The sequence below is a fragment of the Nostoc edaphicum CCNP1411 genome, from assembly GCF_014023275.1.
Taxonomy (GTDB): Bacteria; Cyanobacteriota; Cyanobacteriia; order Cyanobacteriales; family Nostocaceae; genus Nostoc; species Nostoc edaphicum_A.
On the sequence record NZ_CP054698.1, the window covers coordinates 2,304,245 to 2,327,783 of the forward strand.

The following is a 23,539-nucleotide window of genomic DNA, read 5'->3' on the forward strand; positions in this document are numbered from 1 at the left end:
TCTCAAAACTCCACTATTTCGCCAGTGATATCAGGTTCCGCTAAATCTTCAGCTGCCCAATCCATTACTTCCATGTAGGATGCGATCGCAGCAACAGTGGGAAACTCAAACATCTTCTGTACAGAGAGATCAAGTCCAAAAGCTGAATTGCTGCGTGAAATAACCTGAGTAGCCAGCAACGAATGTCCCCCTAATTCAAAGAAGTTATCCTTAACACCAATCCGTTCCAGTCCCAGAACTTCACCCCAGATTTGAACTAGTTGAGCTTCAATTGGAGTTCGAGGAGAAACAAAGCCAGTTGAGAGATTTCTGGAAGCCGTATCAGGTGTTGGGAGCGCCCGACGATCCACTTTGCCATTAGGTGTCAGGGGCAAAGCATTGAGCAGGACAAAAGCTTTCGGAACCATGTAATTGGGTAGCTTTTGTTGGATAAATTCCCGCACCTGGGGCACCAACTTCTGGACTAACTTACCGTGTAGAGGATTGTTAGTGTAGTCAGTCCAGGATTTAGTAGTAACCGTTGAACTATCCCAAAAAGCGATCGCTTGGTGTCCTAGGGTTGAACTATTGCGGCAAAATACCACATCGAATGAACCATCCTGACTACTGCCCCACCAACTTAAGTGAACAGCGTAGCCGAGATCCTGCCCCAGTTCCCAAAACTGCTCTGGATTGATCCCAACTTTTGGCTGTTGTGCCAGTATTTCCCGCAATTGCCCGACTGTTTCGACACCAGGAGGATTGGACAACCATTCCCAAATTTGTAATGCTTGCTGCACCCGTTGATTTGGTACGCGTCTGATTCCCAACTGTTCCGGCTGCTCGGAAAGCAGTTGATTTTTAATTTGGGTAAAGGAAAGTTGGTCTAATTGCCAGTCTAACCAAGGAACTACTGGTGTTTGGACATCAGTACCCAGATGCAGAGTGACATCATAGCGGAATTGAGTTAACTCATTTTGAGAATGACCGCGTTTGGGCTGAATCTCTACCCAAGAAATCTGGGGAAAACGTTGTTTGAGAGCGATGAAAAAGCTGGGTTCGATGAGCAATTCTTCCTCAGCGGCTACACTCTGGTGTACCTGCTGCTGCCATTGCTCAATACTTCTTTCATCAATTGCTTGGGATAACTGTACGGCTGCGTGATATGGCTCCAGTAGCGGCAAGCTGCGGACATCGCCCACAAAAATTGTCCCCTCTTGGCCAATTGTGGCGATCGCTCCTTCTAGAACTTGTAACAGATATTCAACACTGGGGAAATACTGGACTACCGAGTTCACAATTACAGTGTCGAATTCTCCTTGGGGGATACTTGCAAAGTTATCTGCCATTTGGTGCAGCAGCCGCACATGTTCTAGACCCTCAACCGTGCTGCAAACCTGCTCAACGTACTTAATGGCGGCAATGGAATAATCGGCTCCCCAATATTGCTGACAACCCTTGGCAATGCGCGATAGCAGTAACCCCGTTCCGCAACCAATTTCTAATACCCGTTTCGGTTCAACCGCCAGAATTCGGCTCACCGTATTTTCAACCCACTCCCGCATCTCCTGATCTGGGATGGCTTGTCTGGTGTAACTACTGTTCCAACCACTGATATTGAATGTGGGGTCATCTGTGGATACTTCAACTTGCCCATAAGCTTGTTCATAAAGTCTTTGCCAGTCACTCACGTACTCACTCTGCCATTGAGCAAGCTGCTGGGGTAATACTTGACTTTTGAAACCGGGCACTAAGTAAGCCACCAGACTTTTATCCCCAGAGGAATCAACTCTGGTGACGACGACACTCTCCTGTACCAAGGAGTGTTGGCTCAAAACTGCTTCAATTTCGCCTAACTCGATACGGAAGCCGCGAATCTTAACTTGATTGTCGATGCGTCCTAAGTATTCGATATTACCGTCAGGTAAATAGCGGGCTAAATCCCCAGTTTTATATAATCTACTTTCTCCTGCCCCCTGCCTCCTGCCTCCTGCCTTCTCAAACGGATTAGAGATGAATTTCTCTTGGGTTAACTCTGGTCGATTGAGATAGCCTCTGGCTAATCCGATACCACCAATATGCAGTTCTCCTGGAACACCAATCGGCACTGGCTGTAAGTGCGAGTCTAGAATGTGGACTTGAGTGTTGGCAATGGGGCGACCAATTGAAATTTTCTGATCGTCAGGAGTGCATTTTGTCACTGTGGCACAGACACTACCTTCGGTTGGCCCATAGGCATTTAAGAAGTTTCTACCAGCAGACCATTTTCTGATGAGTTCAGCAGAACAAGCTTCTCCGGCGACAATTATTGTTTGCAGTGTCGGGAGTTTTTCAACAGGCAGAACTGCCAGTGCCGAGGGTGGTAGGATGACATGGGTAATGCCATAATCGCGTAATCGCTCAATTAACGGCATACCCGGCATTAAAGAGTCTTTTGTTCCCAGGTAAAGTGTTGCTCCTGATGCCCAAGTCATTAAGATTTCCGAGATACAAGCATCAAAACTGAAGGAAGCAAACTGGAGAACTCGACTACCAGAATCTAAGCTAAAAGCCTGAATCTGTGCTTGAGCTAGGTTACACAATCCTTTATGCTCAACCATTACCCCTTTAGGTTTACCAGTAGAGCCGGAAGTGTAAATCACATTCGCTAGATCAAAAGCCGTTACAACCCCAGTCAGGTTATTCTGGCTATTTTGGGCAATTTCTGACCAGATTTCATCTAAAAATACTTGGTTTGCTTGATTTGGTGGTAGTTTATCAACTAAGTGCTGTTGAGTCAGAAGTAACCAAACTTGAGCATCTTCAAGCATAAAGCTCAGACGGTCTTGGGGATAATCGGGGTCAAGGGGCACGTAAGCACCACCCGCTTTCAGAATCCCCAACAATGCAACGACTGTTAAAAGCGATCGCTCTACACACAATCCCACCAGTACATCGGTTCCCACACCCAAAGACCGCAAGTATTGCGCCAACTGGTTAGCGCGACAATTTAACTGGTGATAGGTGAGTTGTTCGTTTTCAAATACCACCGCCACTGCATTAGGTGTCTGCTCTACCTGTGCTTCAAATAACTGATGAATACACTTGTGCTGCGGATAGTCTGCTTGAGTATCATTCCACTCTATTAATAGTTGATGGTGTTCTTGCTCGGTGAGCAATGGAAGTAATGCCACTGGCTGCTGGGGATTTGCAACAATTGCTCCCAGAATTGTCACAAAATGTTGCATCATGCGGGCGATGGTTGCGGCATCAAATAAATCGGCGTTGTAAGAGCAAAAGCCCCCAAGACCTTGGGGCATATCCCACAGGTAAACTTCTAGATCAAGCCGAACTGAGTCAAGTCCTGAAGGCATCCCTTCAACCTTTAAACCAGGTAGATCCCAATCGGAGGAGGGAGCATTCTGGAGGGCAAACACTACCTGCACCAATGGGTTGCGATCCAGGTTCCGCTCAAGTTGCAATTCTTCGACTAACATCTCGAAGGGTAAATCCTGATGGTCGTAGGCGGTTTGGGTAACTTTTCGCACCTGCGCTAGTAAAGCTTCAAAGGTCGGTTCTGGGGATAAATCGAATCTCAGTGCCAGAGTATTGACAAAAAAGCCAATTAACCCTTCGATTTCTGTGCGGTTGCGATTTGCGATCGGTGAACCAATCACCAAATCTGTTTGTCCACTGTAGCGAGACATTAATACTACAAAACCCGCCAGCAGTGTCATAAACAGTGTGCTTCCAGACTCTTGACTGAGCTTTTTCAATTGCTGCGTTAGCAAGACATCTAGTTGCAGTGGCTCTGTACCGCCTCGAAAAGTTTGTACGGCTGGGCGGGTGCGATCTGTGGGTAGTTCTAATAGAGGTGGCGCTCCTGTTAACTGTTGCTTCCAGTAGCTTAACTGACGCTCTAGTACCTGATTTGTTAGCCACTGACGTTGCCACACGGCGAAGTCGGCATACTGTATGGGTAACTCTGGTAACTCAACAGAACTACCTGTTACAGAGCTTCGATAATAGGCTGACAGTTCACCGATGAAAACGCCCATCGACCAACCATCAGCAGCAATATGGTGAATTGCGAATAGCAATACGTACTCGTCTTGAGTAATTTGCCACAACTTGACTCGCAGCACAGGGCCATTCGCTAGATCGAATGGTTTGCAGGTTTCTGCTGTTGCCAGTTGCTCAACTTGTTTCCAAGGGTCTGGCACATTCTGTAAATCCACCACTGGTAAGGTGACGCTTAGATGGGGAGCAATTACTTGTACTGGCTTGTTATTCTTGATTTCAAAACGAGTCCGCAGAACCTCATGGCGCTGCACTATCTCCCCAAAGGCTTGTTCTAAAGCTTTGATGTTGAGATTTCCCACCAAACGTAAGGTGAAATCTATTGTGTAGGCACCACTTTCGCCTGACAACTGATTTACAAACCATAGGCGTTCTTGCGCCCAAGAGAGGGGTATATCTGTGTTTCTTAAAGCGGGTGCGATCGCAGGCAATGCCAGACCTGAACCAGTTTCAAGTTGAGCTAAAATAGCTTCACTTAACTGGGCAACTGTAGGTGATTCAAAGATATAGCGTAAGGGCAAGGAAGTCCCAAAGGCTGACTGTAAGCGAGAAATTACCTGAGTAGCTAATAGGGAATGTCCTCCTAGTTCAAAGAAGTTATCGTAAAGACCCACCTTTTCTACTTGTAGTGTTTTTTGCCAAATACCAGCAATGATTTTTTCTGCTTCTGTATTTGGCATGACATAATCGGCTTCATTTAGAAGAGTTAGTTCATGTGTTGGTAGGGCGCGGCGGTCTATCTTGCCGTTTGGTGTTAAGGGCAGGTTCTCTAGCACCACAAACCTAGAGGGGATCATGTAGTCGGGCAAGAGTTTCTTGAGATTTGCTCTTAAAGATTGAGTTAAATTATCGGAGTGATTATTTTTTACATTGCCATAATCAGCAAATAATCGTTGATAGAAAGGTGTTTTCTGGAAATTATTTTTATAGTGATAGGAGACGTATTCAAAGTTAATATTTTCTCCATTCTTTTTCCGCAGACTACCTTTAATTGCATAATCTGGGTTGAGATTATTTTCGCAAAGTGTCCGGGAACAAACTGCTTGAATTACATCACCAGACTCAACCTCAATTCCTGGTTCAAATACGGGGAAATAAACAGGCAGCCAGCAATACTCATGTTTGAGAATATCTATTTCTTCTCCGGCAATAGTATGCAAATTCAGCCAGACTAAAAAGCCATCCATTCGCCCATTCTTTTGAATTTCAAATTTAACTTCATGGGAGAATTCGGGGCTAATCGATTCATTGAAGTTCAAGTCTTCTAAAACATCCACAGTAGATAGTACATTCGCTTGGGGAAATTTCCTCATACATACCCTTAAGTCAAATGGATATCCGACTTGCTTAAAGATTTCTTTGGTGTAATGTGTGGGAATTTCAGCAAATTTGGGATTGTGTAATATTTCGTCTGGGAGAATGACAGCTGCCATCTTAGTGACGCTTCTTTCAGGAATCATCAAACCATCAGGCTTGAGAAATCTTCTAGCGTTATTAATAATTACTGCTGCTCCTTCAGAGCCGCCAATTGCTCCTACAATTTCTGAGACGCAGATATCAGCGAGTTCTGGGAGATCAACTTTTGTTGCATCTCCATGAATGACTGTGATTTTGTCTGCTAAACCTAACTTTTCAATACAAGCTCTTGCTTTGCGGCAGGTTTCCTCATTTCTTTCAATTGCATAAATTTTCTTGGCACCGCCTTGGACACAAAATCTGGATAAAATTGCATCTTTACCCGTGCCGATTTCAACGACTATTTTATCTTTGACCAATTGATTAATCGCGACTTTATAACTATTGTTGCGTCGATGGTCATTGGTCATCGCGTAATACAGTAAGTCGTCATAGACATAATATTCAGCTACAGATGGCCATAGCTCTACTTTTTCTGTTGATAAATTGTCTGGTTTCTTTGATGATTCGAGATTTTTCTGTTGCGGTACAACATAAGCTATTAGGCGTTTGTTATTCGGTTGGTCTTCCCGTGAGACAACTATTGCTTCTCGTACTTCAGGTAACTGGGACAGTGCAGCTTCAATTTCTCCCAACTCAATGCGGAAGCCACGAATTTTTACCTGATTGTCGATGCGCCCCAGGTATTCTATGTTTCCATCTGGTAAATAACGGGCTAAATCCCCGGTTTTATATAATCTACTCGCTCCCGCTGCGCTATCCTCAAACGGATTGGGGATGAATTTTTCTTGTGTTAACTCAGGTCGGTTGAGATAACCTCGTGCTAATCCTGCACCACCAATGTGTAATTCTCCTGGTACACCAACGGGAACTGGTTGTAAGTGCGAGTCTAAGATGTAGATTTGCGCGTTGGCTATTGGGCGCCCGATGGAGATTTTGCGATCGCGATCGGTGCATTTAGCGATCGTGGCACAAACGCTAGCTTCTGTTGGCCCATAAGCGTTGAAGAAGTTTCTACCAACAGACCATTGTCTGATCAGTTCAGCAGAACAAGCTTCTCCAGCCACAATTATTGTTTGCAACGCCGGGAGTTCCTCAGCAGGCAGGACTGCTAGTGCCGAGGGTGGTAAGGTAACATGGGTAACACAATAATCCCTTAATAGCTGAATTAAGGGTGTACCAGGTAGTAAAGAGTCTTTTGTTCCTAAGTAGAGTCTTGCTCCTGATCCCAAAGCCATGATGATTTCCCAGATAGAAGCATCAAAACTAAGGGAAGCAAACTGGAGGACGCGACTATCAGAATACAAGCCAAAAGTTTGAATCTGAGCTTGAGCTAAGTTAACAAGTCCGGTATGCTCAACCATCACACCTTTGGGCTTGCCTGTGGAGCCGGAAGTATAAATTAGATTAGCTAGGTGAGCAGATGTAACTCCACTGGTGAGATTATCTTGATTATTTTGGACAATTTGTGGCCAAATCTCATCCAAACAGACAAGCTGTGTCTCATGTTCAGGTAGTCTATCCAGAACTCGCTGTTGGGTTAGTAGTACCGAAACTTGAGCATCTTCGAGAATATATTGTAAGCGTTCTTGGGGATACTCAGGGTCAAGGGGCACATAAGCACCACCCGCCTTGAGAATGGCAAGTAGTCCTACGATCATTTCTAAAGAACGCTCGACACAAATACCCACCAGCACATCGGCTCCCACACCCAATGAGCGTAAGTAATGCGCCAACTGATTAGCGCGACAATTCAACTGCTGGTAAGTTAATTGTTGATTGTCTACAAACACCACCGCCACTGCATCTGGAGTCTGCTCAACCTGTTCTTCAAATAACTGATGAATACATTTATCTTGGGGATAGTCTATCTGAGTATCATTCCAATCAATTAATAACTGCTGCTGCTCAACTGCTGTCAACATTGGCAACTGGGAAATTTGCTGCTGTGGATTCGCCACAATTGCAGAGAGCAAAGTTATAAAATGACCCGATAGCCGCTCAATAGTGTTTGCATCAAACAAATCAGTATTGTACTCCCACAATCCCAACAGTCCAGTAGCAGTGTTTTCCATTGCCAAGGTAAGATCAAACTTGGCAGTTACATTTTCTATTGGCAAATCACTGATAGTTAACCCAGTCAGTTCTACTTGAGATATGGGCGCATTCTGAATCACAAACGCTACTTGGAATAGTGGCGTATGGCTAAGGTTTCGTTCAGGTTGCAATACTTCCACCAGCATTTCAAAGGGCAAATCTTGATGAGCGTATGCTCCCAAAGCCACTTCCCGAACACGAGTGAGTAACTCTTGGAAACTAGGATTTTCAGATAAATCAGTCCGCATCACCAAAGTGTTGACAAAAAAGCCAATCAGCCCTTCTATTTCACTGCGATTACGGTTAGCAATTGGTGTCCCCACCAAAATATCTGATTGTCCTGTGTAGCGGTAAAGTAATGTATCAAATGCCGCCAATAGCGTCATGAATAAAGTTACCCCTTGTTGCTGACTCAGTTGTGTCAGTCTTTGAGTTAACTCAACAGAGAGTGCAAACTCTTGATGTGCGCCAGCAAAGGTTTGCACAGCAGGTCTAGGTCGATCTGTGGGAAGCGACAATAAAGCTGGTGCGTTTGCCAATTGTTTTTGCCAGTAAGACAGTTGGCTTTGCAGTATCTCCCCTTGTAACCACTGTCTTTGCCAGATTGCGAAATCTGCGTACTGGATCGGTGGTGGCGCTAAAGTGGAAGGCTGACCTTGGGAATAAGCACTATACAACGCTGTGAATTCTTGGACAAACACACCCATTGACCAGCCATCACTAACAATGTGATGCATACACACTAGTAAAATGTGTTCTGTCTCAGACAGCACTACTAATGTTGCTCTCACTAATGCTTGTCTTGCTAAATCAAAGGGTTGAATAGCTTGTGTAATTGCTAATTGCTTTGAAGCTATTTCTTGCTCGTTTGTGGATAAATCCTTGAAGTCAACAATTGATATAGTTCCCTGTTCCCTTCTCGTTTGAACGATTTGAGAAGGTTGTCCATCAACTGTGATGAAGTTGGTGCGTAACGCTTCATGCCGCTGAATGATTCCTTGCAAGCTTTGTTCTAAGGCTGCAACATTGAGAGTTCCGACTAGACGCAAAGCCAGGGGGATGTTATATAAAGCACTATTCGGCTGTAACTGGTCTAAAAACCACAAACGCTGTTGAGCATAAGACAGTGATAATTCTGCATTATGAACTCTTGGTAAGATAGGTGGTGCTGTGAGTTCTAAATTTTGTTGTTGCAACTGCCCAATAAGATGTGCTAATTGAGCAACTGTCGCTGCGGCAAACAGGCTCCGCAATGGTAGTTCTACTTTGAAACTGTTGCGAATGCGTGAAACCAGTTGCGTTGCTAGTAGTGAGTGTCCCCCAATTTCAAAGAAGTTATCATGAATGCCCACTTGCTCTACTTTCAAGACTTGTGCCCAAATTTGTGCCAGCATTTCTTCGCTGGAGGTACGTGGAGCAACATATTTGTCTGCTAGTTCGCTATATAAATCTGGTGCTGGTAAAGCACGACGGTCTACTTTCCGGTTTGTTGTCAGCGGTAGCGACTCCAGAATCACGAAAGCCTGGGGCACCATGTAAAGAGGCAGATTATTAGAGAGGAACTGACGCAATTCGCTAATCGTAGGTATTTTTTGCTCGTGCGGTACTACGTAGGCAACTAAGCGCTTCTCCCCGATCGCATCTTCGCGGATGATCACACAGGATGTCTGCACATGAATCTGTTGGTTCAGTACCGCCTCAATTTCTCCCAACTCAATGCGGAATCCCCGGATTTTTACTTGATTGTCGATGCGTCCAAAGCACTCAATGTTACCGTCAGGTAGATAACGAGCTAAATCCCCTGTTTTATAAAGTCGGGGACTGGGGATTAGGGGCAATGGGGACTGGGAATTAGGAAGAATTTCTGCTCCCTTACTTCTTTGAAACGGATTGGGAATGAATTTTTCCTCTGTCAATTCTGGGCGATTGAGATAGCCTCGTGCTAAACGAACTCCACATATATGCAGTTCGCCTCTGACTCCAATTGGTACTGGTTGGAGGTGACGGTCAAGGATGTAAACTTGTGTATTGGCAATGGGACGACCAATTAGCACAGAATTGGTTTTTTCTGATTTGGGATGAAGCAAATCGTGGACGATCGCTGTCACCGATGCTTCGGTGGGGCCGTAGACGTTAAGACAATTGACGCGATCGCCTACCAATTGCTGCCATATTGTTACTGTTTCCGGTAGAACTGCATCCCCACCGACGGCGACTAAGCGGAGACTTTGCGGTACTGTTGCATCCTTTTGAGATACTGCGATCGCCCATTCATGCCAATAGGCTGGGGTGATATTTAAGACACTCAGCTTTTGTTGTTCAATAAATTGGGCAAAGCTGGCAAAGTCTGGGAACATTTGCGCGGGTCTTAATACTACAGTTGCACCTTTCGACCAAGTGGGGAAGATTTCTTCGGCAGCAACATCAAAGCCGAAGGAAGCAAACTGCAAAACGCGATCGCTACTCGTTAAACCAAATACTTCACTAATTGCACTGCTATGGTTAACTAAAGCTGCGTGAGTCAGCATTACGCCTTTGGGTTTGCCGGTAGACCCAGAGGTGTACAGTATACAAGTCAAGTTTTCTGGTTTTACCTCACTCACCGGATTTTCTTGACTTTGATTTGTCAGCACCGTAGATTCTGTGTCTAAGATGATGACTTTTACCCCTTGAATTGGTAAGGAATTGAGTAATTTCTGCTGGGTGATCAGCACGGAAATTTGTGAATCCTGGGATATGTCAGCTAATCGCTGCTGGGGATAATCAGGGTCTAGGGGGACGTAAGCACCACCGGCTTTGAGGACGGCTAACAATCCGACGATGATCGATAGCGATCGCTCTAAATAAATCCCTACTAAAACTTCTGGCCCCACACCAACAGATTGTAGGTGGTGTGCTAATTGATTAGCTTGGGTGTTTAACTCATCATAAGTTAACTGTTGATTTTCAAATATTACTGCGATCGCATCTGGGGTCAGTTCTACCTGTGACTCAAACAACTGATGAATACATTTATCCCCAGGGTAATCCGCCTGAGTATCGTTCCATTCTCCAAATAATTGTTGTTGCTCAACTTCTGTTAGCATTGGCAACTGGGAAATTCGCTCTTGGGGATTGGCTACAATTGCTTCTAGCAGTGTCACAAAATGACCTGTCATGCGTGCGATCGTGCTGCTATCAAATAAGTCTGTGTTGTACTCCCACGAACCCAACAGTCCACTACCAGTGTTCTCCATTGATAAGGTAAGGTCAAATTTTGCCGTCGCATTTTCTATTGGCAATGGACTAATTTCTAACCCAGTTAACTCCAATTGAGATGTGGGCGCACTCTCAAGTACAAACATCACCTGGAACAGTGGCGTATGACTGAGATCCCGTTCTGGCTGCAATGCCTCTACTAGCATTTCAAAGGGCAAATCCTGATGAGAGTATGCAGACAAAGCCATTTCCCGAATGCGAGTGAGTAATTCGTTAAAGCTGGGATTGCCTGAGATATCAGTACGCAAAACTAAAGTATTGATAAAAAAGCCAATTAACCCTTCTATTTCACTGCGATTCCGGTTAGCAATTGGTGTACCCACCAAAATGTCTTCTTGTTCTGTATAGCGGTAAAGTAAAGTATCAAATGCTGCCAACAGTGTCATGAACAACGTCACCCCTTGTTCCTGGCTCAGTTGTGTCAGTCTTTGAGTTAATTCAACAGAGAGGGCAAATTTTTGACGTGCCCCAGCGAAAGTCTGCACAGCAGGTCTTGGTCGGTCTGTGGGTAGGACTAATAAAGCTGGTGCATCTGCCAATTGTTGTTGCCAGTAATTCAATTGGCTTTGCAGTACATCCCCTTGCAACCATTGTCGCTGCCAGATTGCGAAATCTGCGTACTGAATTGGCAGTGGAGTTAAGGGTGAGTGCTGATCTTGAGAATAAGCATTGTACAGCGCCGCTAGTTCTTGGACAAATACACCCATTGACCAGCCATCGGAGACAACGTGATGCATACACACTAGTAAAATGTATTCTGTCTCAGACAGCACGACTAATGTCGCTCTAACTAATGCTTGTTTTACTAGATCAAAGGGTTGAATAGCTTGTTGTTGCACCACTTGTTGTGAAGCAATTTCTTGTTCGGTTACTTCGTCTTCGCTCAGAACAAGTGTGGATAAATGCTTCAAGTCAACAACTGATACAGTCCAATTCGTTTCTAAGTTAATGATTTGAGAAGGTTTTCCATCAACTGTGATGAAATTGGTGCGTAAAGCTTCGTGGCGATGAATGATTTCTTCTAAGCTTTTTTCTAAGGCAACTTGATTGAGAGTTCCTACTAAATGCAAAGCTAAAGGTATGTTGTAGAAGGAACTGTTCGGCTCGAACTGATCTAAAAACCACAGCCGTGTTTGGGCATAAGATAGTGGTAATTCTGCATTATGAACCCTTGGTAAGATGGGTAGTGAAGTAAGTTGTAACTCTTGTTGCTGTAACTGCCCAAGCGATCGCGCCAATTCGATTACTGTTGGTGCAGCAAACAACTCACGCAATGGTAATTCCAGTTTAAAAATGTTGCGGATGCGTGAAACCAGTTGCGTTGCTAGGAGTGAGTGTCCTCCAAGTTCAAAGAAGTTATCGTAAATGCCCACTCGCTCTACTTTTAGGACTTGTGCCCAAATTTGTGCCAGCATTTCTTCGCTGGGGGTGCGTGGGGCTACATATTTGTCTTTGAATTCGCTGTGTAAATCTGGTGTGGGTAAAGCGCGGTGATCTACTTTGCCATTAAGAGTTAGTGGCATTGACTCCAACATCACGAAAGCATTGGGAACCATATATTCTGGTAGCTTGGCTTTCAGGAATTGCCGCAGAACGCTTACTGTGGGTGTCACCTCTTTTTCTGGCACGATGTAAGCAACTAGGCGTTTATCGCCGATTGTATCTTCGCGGGCGATGACTACAACTGTATTGACTTCGCTGTGTTGCCTCAGTACTGTTTCTATCTCGCCCAACTCAATGCGGAAACCCCGAATTTTTACCTGATTGCCGATACGTCCCAAGTATTCGATATTACCGTCACTCAAGTAGCGTGCTAAATCCCCAGTTTTATATAATCTACTCCCTCCTGCCCCCTGCTCCCTGCCCCCTGCCGACGCTCTCTGCGAGACGCTACGCGAACGCGGACTCGCTACTGCTGCGCTATCCTGCCCCCTTCCTCCTGCCTCCTGCCTCCTGCCTCCTGCCTCCTCAAACGGATTGGGGATGAATTTTTCTTGTGTTAATTCTGGTTGGTTGAGGTAGCCTCTCGCTAAAGGGACACCCCCAATATGCAATTCTCCAGCAACGCCAATGGGAACTGGTTGCAGATCAGGATCGAGGATGTAAATCTGGGTATTGGCAATGGGACGACCAATGGGAATTACTTGATAACTAGACTGTGGTATACACTGCCAGGAAGTGGCATCAATTGCTGTTTCCGTTGGGCCGTAAAGATTATGTAATTCACAGTCGAACTGCTCAAAAAATCGTTGAGTCAGTTCATAAGATAGTGCTTCTCCACCACAAAACTCTCGCTTTAAACAACGGCATTTTTCTAAGTTTGGTTCTTGCAGAAAAGCTTGCAGCAATGAGGGAACAAAAAATATTTGAGTAATTTGTTGCTGGGCAATCAAATTGCTTAAGTAAGCAGTGTCTTTATGACCTTCGGGTTTAGCTACTACTAAAGTTGTTCCAGAGGTTAAAGGCCAGAAGATTTCCAAGACTGAAGCATCAAAACTAAAAGGAGCTATTTGCAGGATGCGATCGCTTGCTGTGAGTGGGTAATCATTAATTGTCCGCAATAAATTGTTGCAAATGCTCTGATGAATATTCATCACGCCTTTTGGCTTGCCCGTAGAGCCAGAGGTATAAATAACATAAGCCAAATTTTCCGATTTTACTTGGCTAACGGGATTCTGCTGGCTGTAGTTAGCAATTACTTGCCAATCACTATCTAAAGACAGTACCTCGGCTTGATTTTCTGGTAAAAATTCTACCAAGGATTGCTGGGTGAGCAATATTGACACCCCTGTATCCGAGAGCATATAAGCCAATCGCTCTGCTGGATAGTTAGGATCTAAAGGCACATAAGCTCCCCCTGCCTTTAAAATTCCTAACAGTCCTACTATCATCTCAATAGAACGCTCAACAAAAATTCCTACCAATACTTCTGGGTCTACACCTTTTTCTTGCAAATAGTGAGCCAACTGATTTGCACGCTCGTTTAACTGTTGATAAGTTAATTGTTGATTTTCAAATATTACTGCGATCGCATCCGGTCTACTCTCCACTTGCTGCTCGAACAATTGATGGATACACAAATCTTGAGGATAATCTACTTGTGTATCATTCCACTCAACTAACAGTTGATGTTGCTCAACTTCTGTCAGCAGGGGCAATTGGGAAATGGGCTGCTGTGGATTCGCCAAAATTCCCGCAAGTAAAGTCACAAAATGACCCGCCATCCGCTCAATAGTGCTGCTATCAAACAAATCAGTATTGTACTCCCATACCCCCACTAGTCCATTAGCAGTGTTCTGCATTGACAAGGTAAGATCAAACTTGGCAGTTGTACTTTCTAGCTCTAGTGGACTGACAGTTAACCCAGTTAACTCCATTGGAGACATGGGATTATTTTGCAGAACAAACATTACCTGAAACAGTGGTGTATGGCTTAAGTTCCGTTGTGGCTGCAATACTTCCACCAACATTTCAAACGGTAAGTCTTGATGAGCGTATGCATCCATTGCAATTTCACGAACACGAGTGAGTAATTCGCTAAAGCTAGGATTGCCTGATAAGTCTGTACGCAGAACTAAGGTGTTGACAAAAAAGCCAATTAACCCTTCTATCTCACTACGATTACGATTAGCAATTGGTGTCCCCACCAAAATATCTGATTGTCCTGTGTATCGGTACAGTAATGTATCAAACGCTGCCAACAGCGTCATGAACAAAGTCACCCCTTGTTGCTGACACAACTGAGTCAGCTTGTGAGTTAACTCAACAGAGAGTGCAAACTTGTAATGTGCCCCAGCGAAAGTCTGCACAGCAGGTCTAGATCGGTCAGTGGGTAGCACTAATAAAGCTGGTGCGTCTTTTAGTTGTTGTTGCCAGTAACTCAATTGGCTTTGCAGTACATCCCCTTGTAACCACTGTCTTTGCCAAATTGCAAAATCTGCATACTGAATTGGTAGTGGCGCTAAGGGTGAAAGCAGACCTTGAGAATAAGCATTGTACAGGGCTGCTAGTTCTTGGACAAATACACCCATTGACCAGCCATCAGAGACAACATGATGCATGTACACTAAAAATACGTGTTCTGTCTCAGACAACACTACTAATGTTGCCCTCACTAATCTTTGTGTTGCTAGGTCAAAGGGTTGAATAGCTTGTTGTTGCGCTAATTGCTTTATTGCTATTTCTTGCTCGGTTGTAGATAAATGCTTAAAGTCAACAATTGATCCAGTCCCCTGTTCCCTTCTCGTTTGAATAATTTGAGTGGCTTGTCCATCAACTGTGATGAAGTTGGTGCGTAACGCTTCGTGGCGGTGAATTATTTCTTCTAAGCTTTGTTCTAAGGCTGTCACTCTCAGAGTTCCGACTAGATGCAAAGCGATGGATATGTTGTAGAAAGAACTGTTCGGCTCGAACTGATCTAAAAACCACAGCCGTGTTTGAGCATAAGACAGTGGTAATTCTGTATTATGAACCCTTGGTAATATGGGTGGGGAAGTAAGTTCTAAGTTTTGCTGCTGTAACAGCCCAATCTCTTGTGCCAATTCGGCTACTGTCGCTGCGACAAACAGGCTACGCAACGGTAGTTCTACCTTGAAAATGTTGCGAATGCGCGATAACAGTTGCGTTGCTAGTAGGGAATGTCCCCCAAGTTCAAAGAAGTTATCGTAAATCCCTACTTGCTCTAATTTCAAGACTTGTGCCCAAATTAGTGCCAGCATTTCCTCGATTGGAGTGCGGGGTGCGATAAATTTGTCTGTTAGTTCACTGTGTAACTCTGGAGCAGGTAGAGCGCGGCGGTCTACTTTGCCGTTGGAAGTAAGTGGTATGGCTTCTAGAATAACTATTGCATTTGGCAACATGTACTCTGGTAGCTTTTCCTTCAGAAAGCGACGTAGTTCGATCGCTTGAAGAGATTGTTCCACCTTCGGTATCACGTAAGCCACTAAACGTTTGTCGCTCGGTTCATCCTCCCGAACCACCACCACACTCTCTCGAACGTCTGGGTGTTGCGCCAGTAATGCCTCAATTTCTCCCAACTCAATGCGGAAGCCACGAATCTTTACTTGCTGGTCAATTCGCCCTAAATACTCCAACTCGCCATTGGGCAGATAACGAGCTAAGTCTCCTGTTTTGTAGAGGCTGGGATTGGGGATTGCTGCTTTGATTCTTTGGAAGGGATTAGAGATAAACCGTTGTGCTGTCAGTTCAGGACGATTGAGATAGCCACGAGTTACCCCGGCTCCACCGATGTGCATCTCACCTGGAACTCCAATTGGCATTGGCTGTAAATGCTGATCTAGCAGATACACCTGTAAGTCTGGAATCGGACGACCAATTACACTTGCTGTACCATTCAAATCGCCTTTGCTCAATGGACGATAAGTTACATGTACAGTGGTTTCCGTAATCCCGTACATATTCACTAACTGGGGTTGCTGGTCGCCGTGACGGTCAAACCAAGGTTGTAAACTCGATAGTTCTAAGGCTTCTCCACCGAAGATAACTAGGCGTAAGTTCAAATCGCCAACAGATGCTATTGACTGTTCGGCTTGAATTAACTGGCGGAAGGCTGAAGGTGTCTGATTGAGAACTGTGACTTTCTCTTGACACAGCAACTTGTAGAAAGATTCGGGCGATCGCGTCACTAAATATGGTACTACTACCAGTCGTCCACCATAAAGCAAAGCACCCCACATTTCCCAAACAGAGAAATCGAATGCATAAGAGTGGAATAGTGTCCATACATCTTGTTCATCAAAGTGATACCAAGGCTCTGTTGCTTCAAATAGACGCGCAACATTATAGTGATTGACTAAAACGCCTTTGGGTTTACCTGTGGAACCAGATGTGTAGATTACATAAGCTAGGTTATTGGGTGTAGCTTCGTTTTCCGGGTTTGACTCACTGTTTTGAGCAATTTTTTCCCAATCGCTGTCTAAGTAAACAACACGTGCCTGATGTTTAGGAACAGATTCTACTAATTGCTGTTGGGTTAACAGCACCGAAACTTGAGCATCTTCTAATATAAAGCTCAAACGCTCTTGGGGATACTCAGGGTCAAGGGGCACATAAGCACCACCTGCCTTGAGAATACCAAGTAATCCTACCAGCATTTCGAGCGATCGCTCTACACAAATACCCACCAGCACATCGGCTCCCACACCCAAAGACTTGAGATGGTGCGCCAATTGGTTAGCACGATCATTTAGCTGACTATAGGTAAGTTGTTGATTTACTCTTCCAGGCGTGTCTACAAACACCACTGCGATCGCATCGGGTGTACGCTCAACCTGCGCCTCAAATAACTGATGAATACACAAATCTTGAGGATAATCTACTTGTGTATTGTTCCATTCAAATAATAACTGTCGTTGCTCAACTTCTGTCAGCAGGGGCAATTGGGAAATTCGCTCTTGGGGATTAGCCACAATTGCTTCCAGCATTGTCACAAAATGACCCGTCATCCGTGCGATCGTGCTGCCATCAAACAAGTCGGTATTGTACTCCCACACACCCACCAGTCCAGTAGCAGTGTTCTCCATTGCTAAGGTGAGATCAAATTTTGCCGTTGCATTTTCTATTGGCAATGAACTAACAGTTAACCCAGTCAGTTCCACTTGAGATATGGGGGCATTCTGGAGCACAAACACTACCTGAAACAGCGGTGTATGGCTGATATCTCTTTGGGGCTGCAATGCCTCTACTAGCATTTCAAAAGGCAAATCCTGATGAGAGTATGCGGACAAAGCCATTTCCCGAATACGAACAAGTAATTCGTTAAAGCTAGGATCGCCTGATAAATCAGTCCGCATCACTAAAGTGTTGATAAAAAAGCCAATCAACCCTTCTATTTCACTGCGATTCCGGTTAGCAATTGGTGTCCCCACCAAAATATCTGATTGTTCTGTGTAGCGATAAAGTAAGGTATCAAACGCTGCTAACAGCGTCATAAACAAAGTTACCCCTTGTTGCTGACACAGCTGAGTCAGTCTTTGAGTTAACTCAACAGAGAGTGCAAACTCTTGATGTGCCCCAGCGAAAGTTTGCACAGCCGGTCTGGGTCGGTCAGTGGGTAGTACTAATAAAGCTGGTGCGTCTTTTAGTTGTTTTTGCCAATAACTCAGTTGGCTTTGCAGTACATCTCCTTGCAACCACTGTCTCTGCCAGATTGCGAAATCTGCGTACTGAATCGGCAGTGGGGTTAAGGGTGTAAGCAAGCTACGAACTTGAGAATAAGCATTGTACAGCGCCGCTAGTTCTTGGACAAACACACTCCTTGACCAGCCATCAGAGACAATATGATGCATACACACTAACAACACGTTTTCTGTCTCAGACAGCACTATTAATGTCGCTCTAATTAATGCAAGTCTTGCCAAATCAAAGGGTTGAATAGCGTGTTGTCGCGCTAATTGCTGTGAAGCTATTTCTTGTTCAGTTGTAGATAAATGCTTTAAGTCAACAACTGATACTGTCCAATTCGTTTCTGTTTGAACGATTTGAGAAGGTTTTCCATCAACTGTGATGAAGTTGGTGCGTAACGCTTCGTGGCGATGAATAATTTCTTCTAAGCTTTGTTCTAAGGCAACTTGATTGAGAGTTCCAACTAGATGCAAAGCTATGGGTATGTTATATAAGGCACTGTTCGGCTCGAACTGGTCTAAAAACCACAGCCGTGTTTGGGCATAAGATAGTGGTAATTCTGCATTACGAACCCTTGGTAAAATAGGTGGGGAGGTCAGTTCTAAGTTTTGTTGCTGTAACTGCTGAATTGATTGCGCCAATTCGGCTACTGCGGGTGCAGTAAATAGACTACGCAATGGTAATTCCACTTTGAAAATGTTGCGGATGCGTGAAACCAGTTGCGTTGCTAGTAGTGAGTGTCCCCCAAGTTCAAAGAAATTGTCATGAATGCCCACTTGCTCTACTTTTAGGACTTGTGCCCAAATTTGTGCCAGCATTTCCTCAACGGGAGTGCGTGGGGCAACATATTTGTCTAATAGTTCGCTCTGTAAATCTGGTGTGGGTAAAGCGCGGTGGTCTACTTTTCCATTGGGAGTTAGTGGTAGGGATTCCAACGTCACGAAAGCATTGGGCACCATATATTCTGGTAGCTTGGCTTTCAGGAATTGCCGCAGAATGGTTACTGTGGGTGTCGCCTCTTTTTGTGGCACGATGTAGGCGACTAACCGCTTCTCACCTGGGACATCTTCGCGGGCAATGACGCAAGATACCTGTATATCTTCATGTTGGCTCAGTACGGCTTCAATTTCTCCCAACTCAATGCGGAAACCACGAATTTTTACTTGGTTATCAATGCGTCCCAAGTATTCGATATTACCGTCACTCAAGTAGCGTGCTAAATCCCCAGTTTTATATAATCTACTTTCTCCTGCCCCCTGCCTCCTGCCTCCTGCCTTCTCAAACGGATTGGGGATGAATTTCTCTTGTGTTAACTCTGAACGGTTAAGATAGCCTCGCGCTAAACCAGCACCACTAATGTACAATTCTCCTGGTACACCAATGGGAACAGGTTGCAAATTGCGATCGAGTAGATAAATTTGTGTGTTCGATAGGGGACGACCTAAAGGAACAGTTTGTGTAGAAGAGGTTGTATTAGATATTGTTTCAGGTTCTACCTTAAAAGTCAGTACACCAACAGTCGTTTCAGTTGGGCCGTAATGGTTGAAAATTTGGCACTGCGGAGCATGAATTAAGAGTTTCTCGACTAAATTCCAACTGGTAGCTTCACCACCCAAGATTAATTGCTGCCAGGGTAATCTAGTTTCAAATTGTATAGACGATAACAAAGCCGCTAGGTGCGAAGGAACTATTTTGAGATAATCAAAAGGATTTTGTTGGCAATATTCTAAGAAGGCATTTGAGTCAGATATTCTTTCTTGGGATAAGATGTGCAGACATCCACCACTAGATAAACAAGGAAATATGACTGTATTCCCTAAATCAGCGGCAAATGTCGAGGCCAAGGCAAATCTACCACCTGGTTCCTGGAATAATCTTTCCTGAATTCCATCTACATAATTAAGTAATTGTCTGTGTTCAATTGCCACACCCTTAGTTCTACCAGTTGATCCAGAAGTGAAGATCACGTAGATTAAATTCTTGGGAGTCGTTGTATTTTCGAGATTCTTTTCATCTAATTGGGCAATTTTCTCCCAGTCAGAGTCTAAATAAATTACGGGTATCTCATGCTTTCCTAGTTTCTCAGCTAGTGATTGTTGGGTTAACAACACTTTCGCCTGAGTGTCTGCGAGCATGAAACTCAGGCGTTCTTGGGGATACTCCGGGTCGAGGGGTACATAAGCACCACCCGCTTTCAGAATACCAAGTAGACCAACCAGCATCTCCAGAGAACGCTCTACACAAATACCAACCAGCACATCTGCACCTACACCCAAAGACTGCAAATAGTGCGCTAACTGGTTAGCCCGACAATTCAGTTCACCATAAGTCAGTTGTTGATTTTCAAATACAACCGCCACTGTATCAGGGTTGCGCTCTACTTGCTGCTCGAACAACTGATGGATACACAAATTTTGGGGATAATCTACCTGTGTATTATTCCACTCAACTAATAGTTGATGTTGCTCAACTTCTGTAGTTAGGGGCAATTGGGAAATGGGTTGCTGTGGATTCGCCACAATTCCCGCAAGTAAAGTCTGGAAATGATTTGCGATTTGCGTGATTGTAGTAGCGTCAAACAAGTCAGTATTATATTGCCAGCATAATTGCAAAACTCCCTCAGCTTCCATCACCATTAAGTTCAGATCCAAGTGTGCACCACGCTGATGTCCAATCAAGTAAGGCTCCATCTGAAGCACTTGTTCTTGACTGTGTAGTGAATTCTCTGTTAGTTCATACCAACGTTGTGCTTGCCAAGCGAAACCAACTTGACACAAAGGAGAACGACTTGGATCTCGTTGTTGCTGAAGTTTTTCTGCTAAGAGTGAAAAAGGGTAATGTTGATGCTTTTGGGCCTCTTTTACCGTTTTACCAACTTGAGTGAGGAATTCTTGGAATGTGGCATTTTCCCATATAGAAGTTCGTAAAACGATGAGGTTAACGAAGTAGCCAATAATTTCTTGAAACTCTCCACCCCACCGACCTCTCATTGGGCTTCCTATGAGGATATCTTTTTGATCTGTATAGCGATAAATTAATATGTAAAATGCTGCTAGTAGAAGCTTATAAAGACTTGTTCCAGAGACTATAGCTAGATGATTAACTTTTTGAACTAACTGTTCATCTAGCTTGAGAATATATGTTTCCCCTTGATAAGTCTGTACAGTTGGGCGGGGTTTGTCTGTGAGCAAATTCAAAATTGGCAATTCACCAGCTAATTGTTCTTGCCAGTATTGCCAAAGTTTTTCTCCCCTCGAACTGGATAGCATTTCTGACTGCCAGCGGACAAACTCTACATAAGATTTATTCTTGGTGGAAGAATCTTTAGTTGCCTCTGTCTGCTCTTGACTAGCTTGCTCGATTTCAGCAGTATACAAAGTTTGAAATTCACTGATCAGTAAATCAACAGACCGCAAATCACCTGCAATGTGGTGCATTGTTAGCAAAAGAATGTGTTCTTTTACTGACTGACTAAATAAAGTAACCCTCAAAACAGAATCTTTTTCTAGGTTAAAAGGGCGGTCAGTTTCGGCAAATATCTTCTCTTTTAGGTAATCTTCACTCCAATGGTTGGCATCTGTTAAGTCAACACTAAATTTTTGTTGTTCATTAATTTGCTGGATCGGTTTACCTTCGTGGGTGGTATATGTAGTTCGGAGAATAGGATGGCGTTCAACAATCTTGTTCCATACACTGATAAAAGTATAAATATTTAAATATGAATTAATTTTTACCGTGATAAATATATTATAAGCAACGCTCTCTGGAGCCATTTGGTAGATAAACCACATTGCTTGTTGACCAGAGGAGAGCGGATAGCTTTCTTTTACTTTTCTGTTCATTAGAGTTCCTGAAAAATCTTACAATTTTGACGACAACAAGCTGAATATTCTGCGGATAGAGTCTTGATAGAAGCAATAAATATATTGAAAAACTATATTAATTAGCTAACCAGAGCATTAGCTTATATATCCTTCCTAAACACCGCTTTTTGTTGAAAATCAGGATTGCTTTTTAACTATTTTGTTCATTCTAATTACCTAAAATATTTTCGTTTTGGCTCAAACATTTCTCAGGGTACAATAATTTACCCTTATTTTATAATTTAGTCTTTATTGTTTAAAGTATAAAAATACAGGCTTTTATTTTTTCAGGTTATTAGCAATTTTCTTCCTAAAAAATCATATTTAGTCTGATAAAAAACTACAACACTCATCGATTTCTTGATTGGTAGATTATAAAATTAATTTTTGATTAAATAAACTTGCTTTTTTGAAATCAACTTACTTAGAATTTCACCTAACAACAGATAATCTCAGTTTTATCAATAAAATGCAATAGCACTTAAGACTGTTAACTAGACGATTAAGACTGCCAATTGGACAGTTAAGACATTTAAGAAGACAGTTAAGACAGTTAAGGGGACAGTTAAGACATTTAAGACAGTTAAGGGGACAGTTAAAATATTTAAAATAGTTAATAAAGAATAATTACCAGCTGTAACTTCTTTGTAGGAACTCAGATGCAGAGCGACGGCAAGGGTATCTAAATTTTGACAAAGTGGTAAGTAGAGGTGTAATCAAAGTAGTACAGATAAACTACATGACTAGTTAAGTGAGCGATCGCTAGTTGGTGGTATTCCAATACTTGTCGGGTTTTGGGGAAAAGGGGAAGGTGGGGCCCCCTCTGGGGATAAGGGGCGGGGGAAAGGGGAAAGAAAAAACCTTTAACCTTTTCCCCAAACCCAATTCCGAGTTAAAAATCCTTAACCGAGCAGTATTGGGTGGTATTCTCATTCTCAAAGTAAAATGAAGCCTGAGCCTGTGAAACTCAGTTTTCTTTTGCATGAAGTACAAAGCTACAGGTTTTGAGGCAGAGACTCTTTATATCTGATGCGTGAGTTCTGCATTTTGTACCTCAGTTACTTTCAAACTACTGTATATTAACTCTCACCAGGCTAAAGCCAACGAATGTGGCTTTTTTCCCAGATAAAAAAATATCTCCCAGTGAGGTTGTTTTACTGGCGAGAAGTAGACTTATATTTTCTTCGTTGCTGGACAAATTATATCGTGTCCGCTTGATTACTTATTAAACCCGAAGAACCCCACCCGGTCAAAGCTACGCTTTGTCTCGCCTCTCCGTTTGCAGGCTACAGTGTATACACAAGTCGAATTACCCCCCTAATCCCCCCGGAAAATCTTGTTCCCTCCTCTTTGCAACTACGGTGTACACACAAGTCGAAAAAAGCTTGATTTTCCATTCTTCTCTTGTTTATCTCGTTTTTATCTCGTTCCCATGTTCTACATGGGAATGCTCTCGTGGAGGCTCTGCCTCCACGAGAGCATTGAGTCAAAGACTCAATGAATGCATTCCCAGTCGGAGACTGGGAACGAGGAAAGTCTTATCAAGCTAGGTTTTTAGGATTTGTGTGTACACCGTAGCCTCTTTGCAAGGGGAGGGTTAGGGTGGGGTAAAATTCGGATTCATCAGCTATTTCAGACTTGTGTGTACACCGTAGGTTTGCGGGGAGGGGATTAATGGGGTGCAATGACTGTGGGAATCACAACTAAATTATACGGACATGATA

The 23,539-nt window shown here is 43.7% G+C and carries 1 protein-coding gene; it reads right to left on the bottom strand.

Annotated elements, in window-relative coordinates:
• Positions 1-2: 2 nt before the first annotated feature.
• Complete coding sequence (locus HUN01_RS12205) at positions 3-21,794, bottom strand: non-ribosomal peptide synthase/polyketide synthase (protein WP_181931495.1); 21,792 nt, start codon at positions 21,792-21,794, stop codon at positions 3-5.
• Between the last annotated feature and the right edge of the window lie 1,745 nt (positions 21,795-23,539).

What these genes read in the sequence shown, in the direction of transcription:
- HUN01_RS12205 (WP_181931495.1), bottom strand. Translation starts at nt 21,794, where the DNA reads ATGAACAGAAAAGTAAAAGAAAGCTATCCGCTCTCCTCTGGTCAACAA.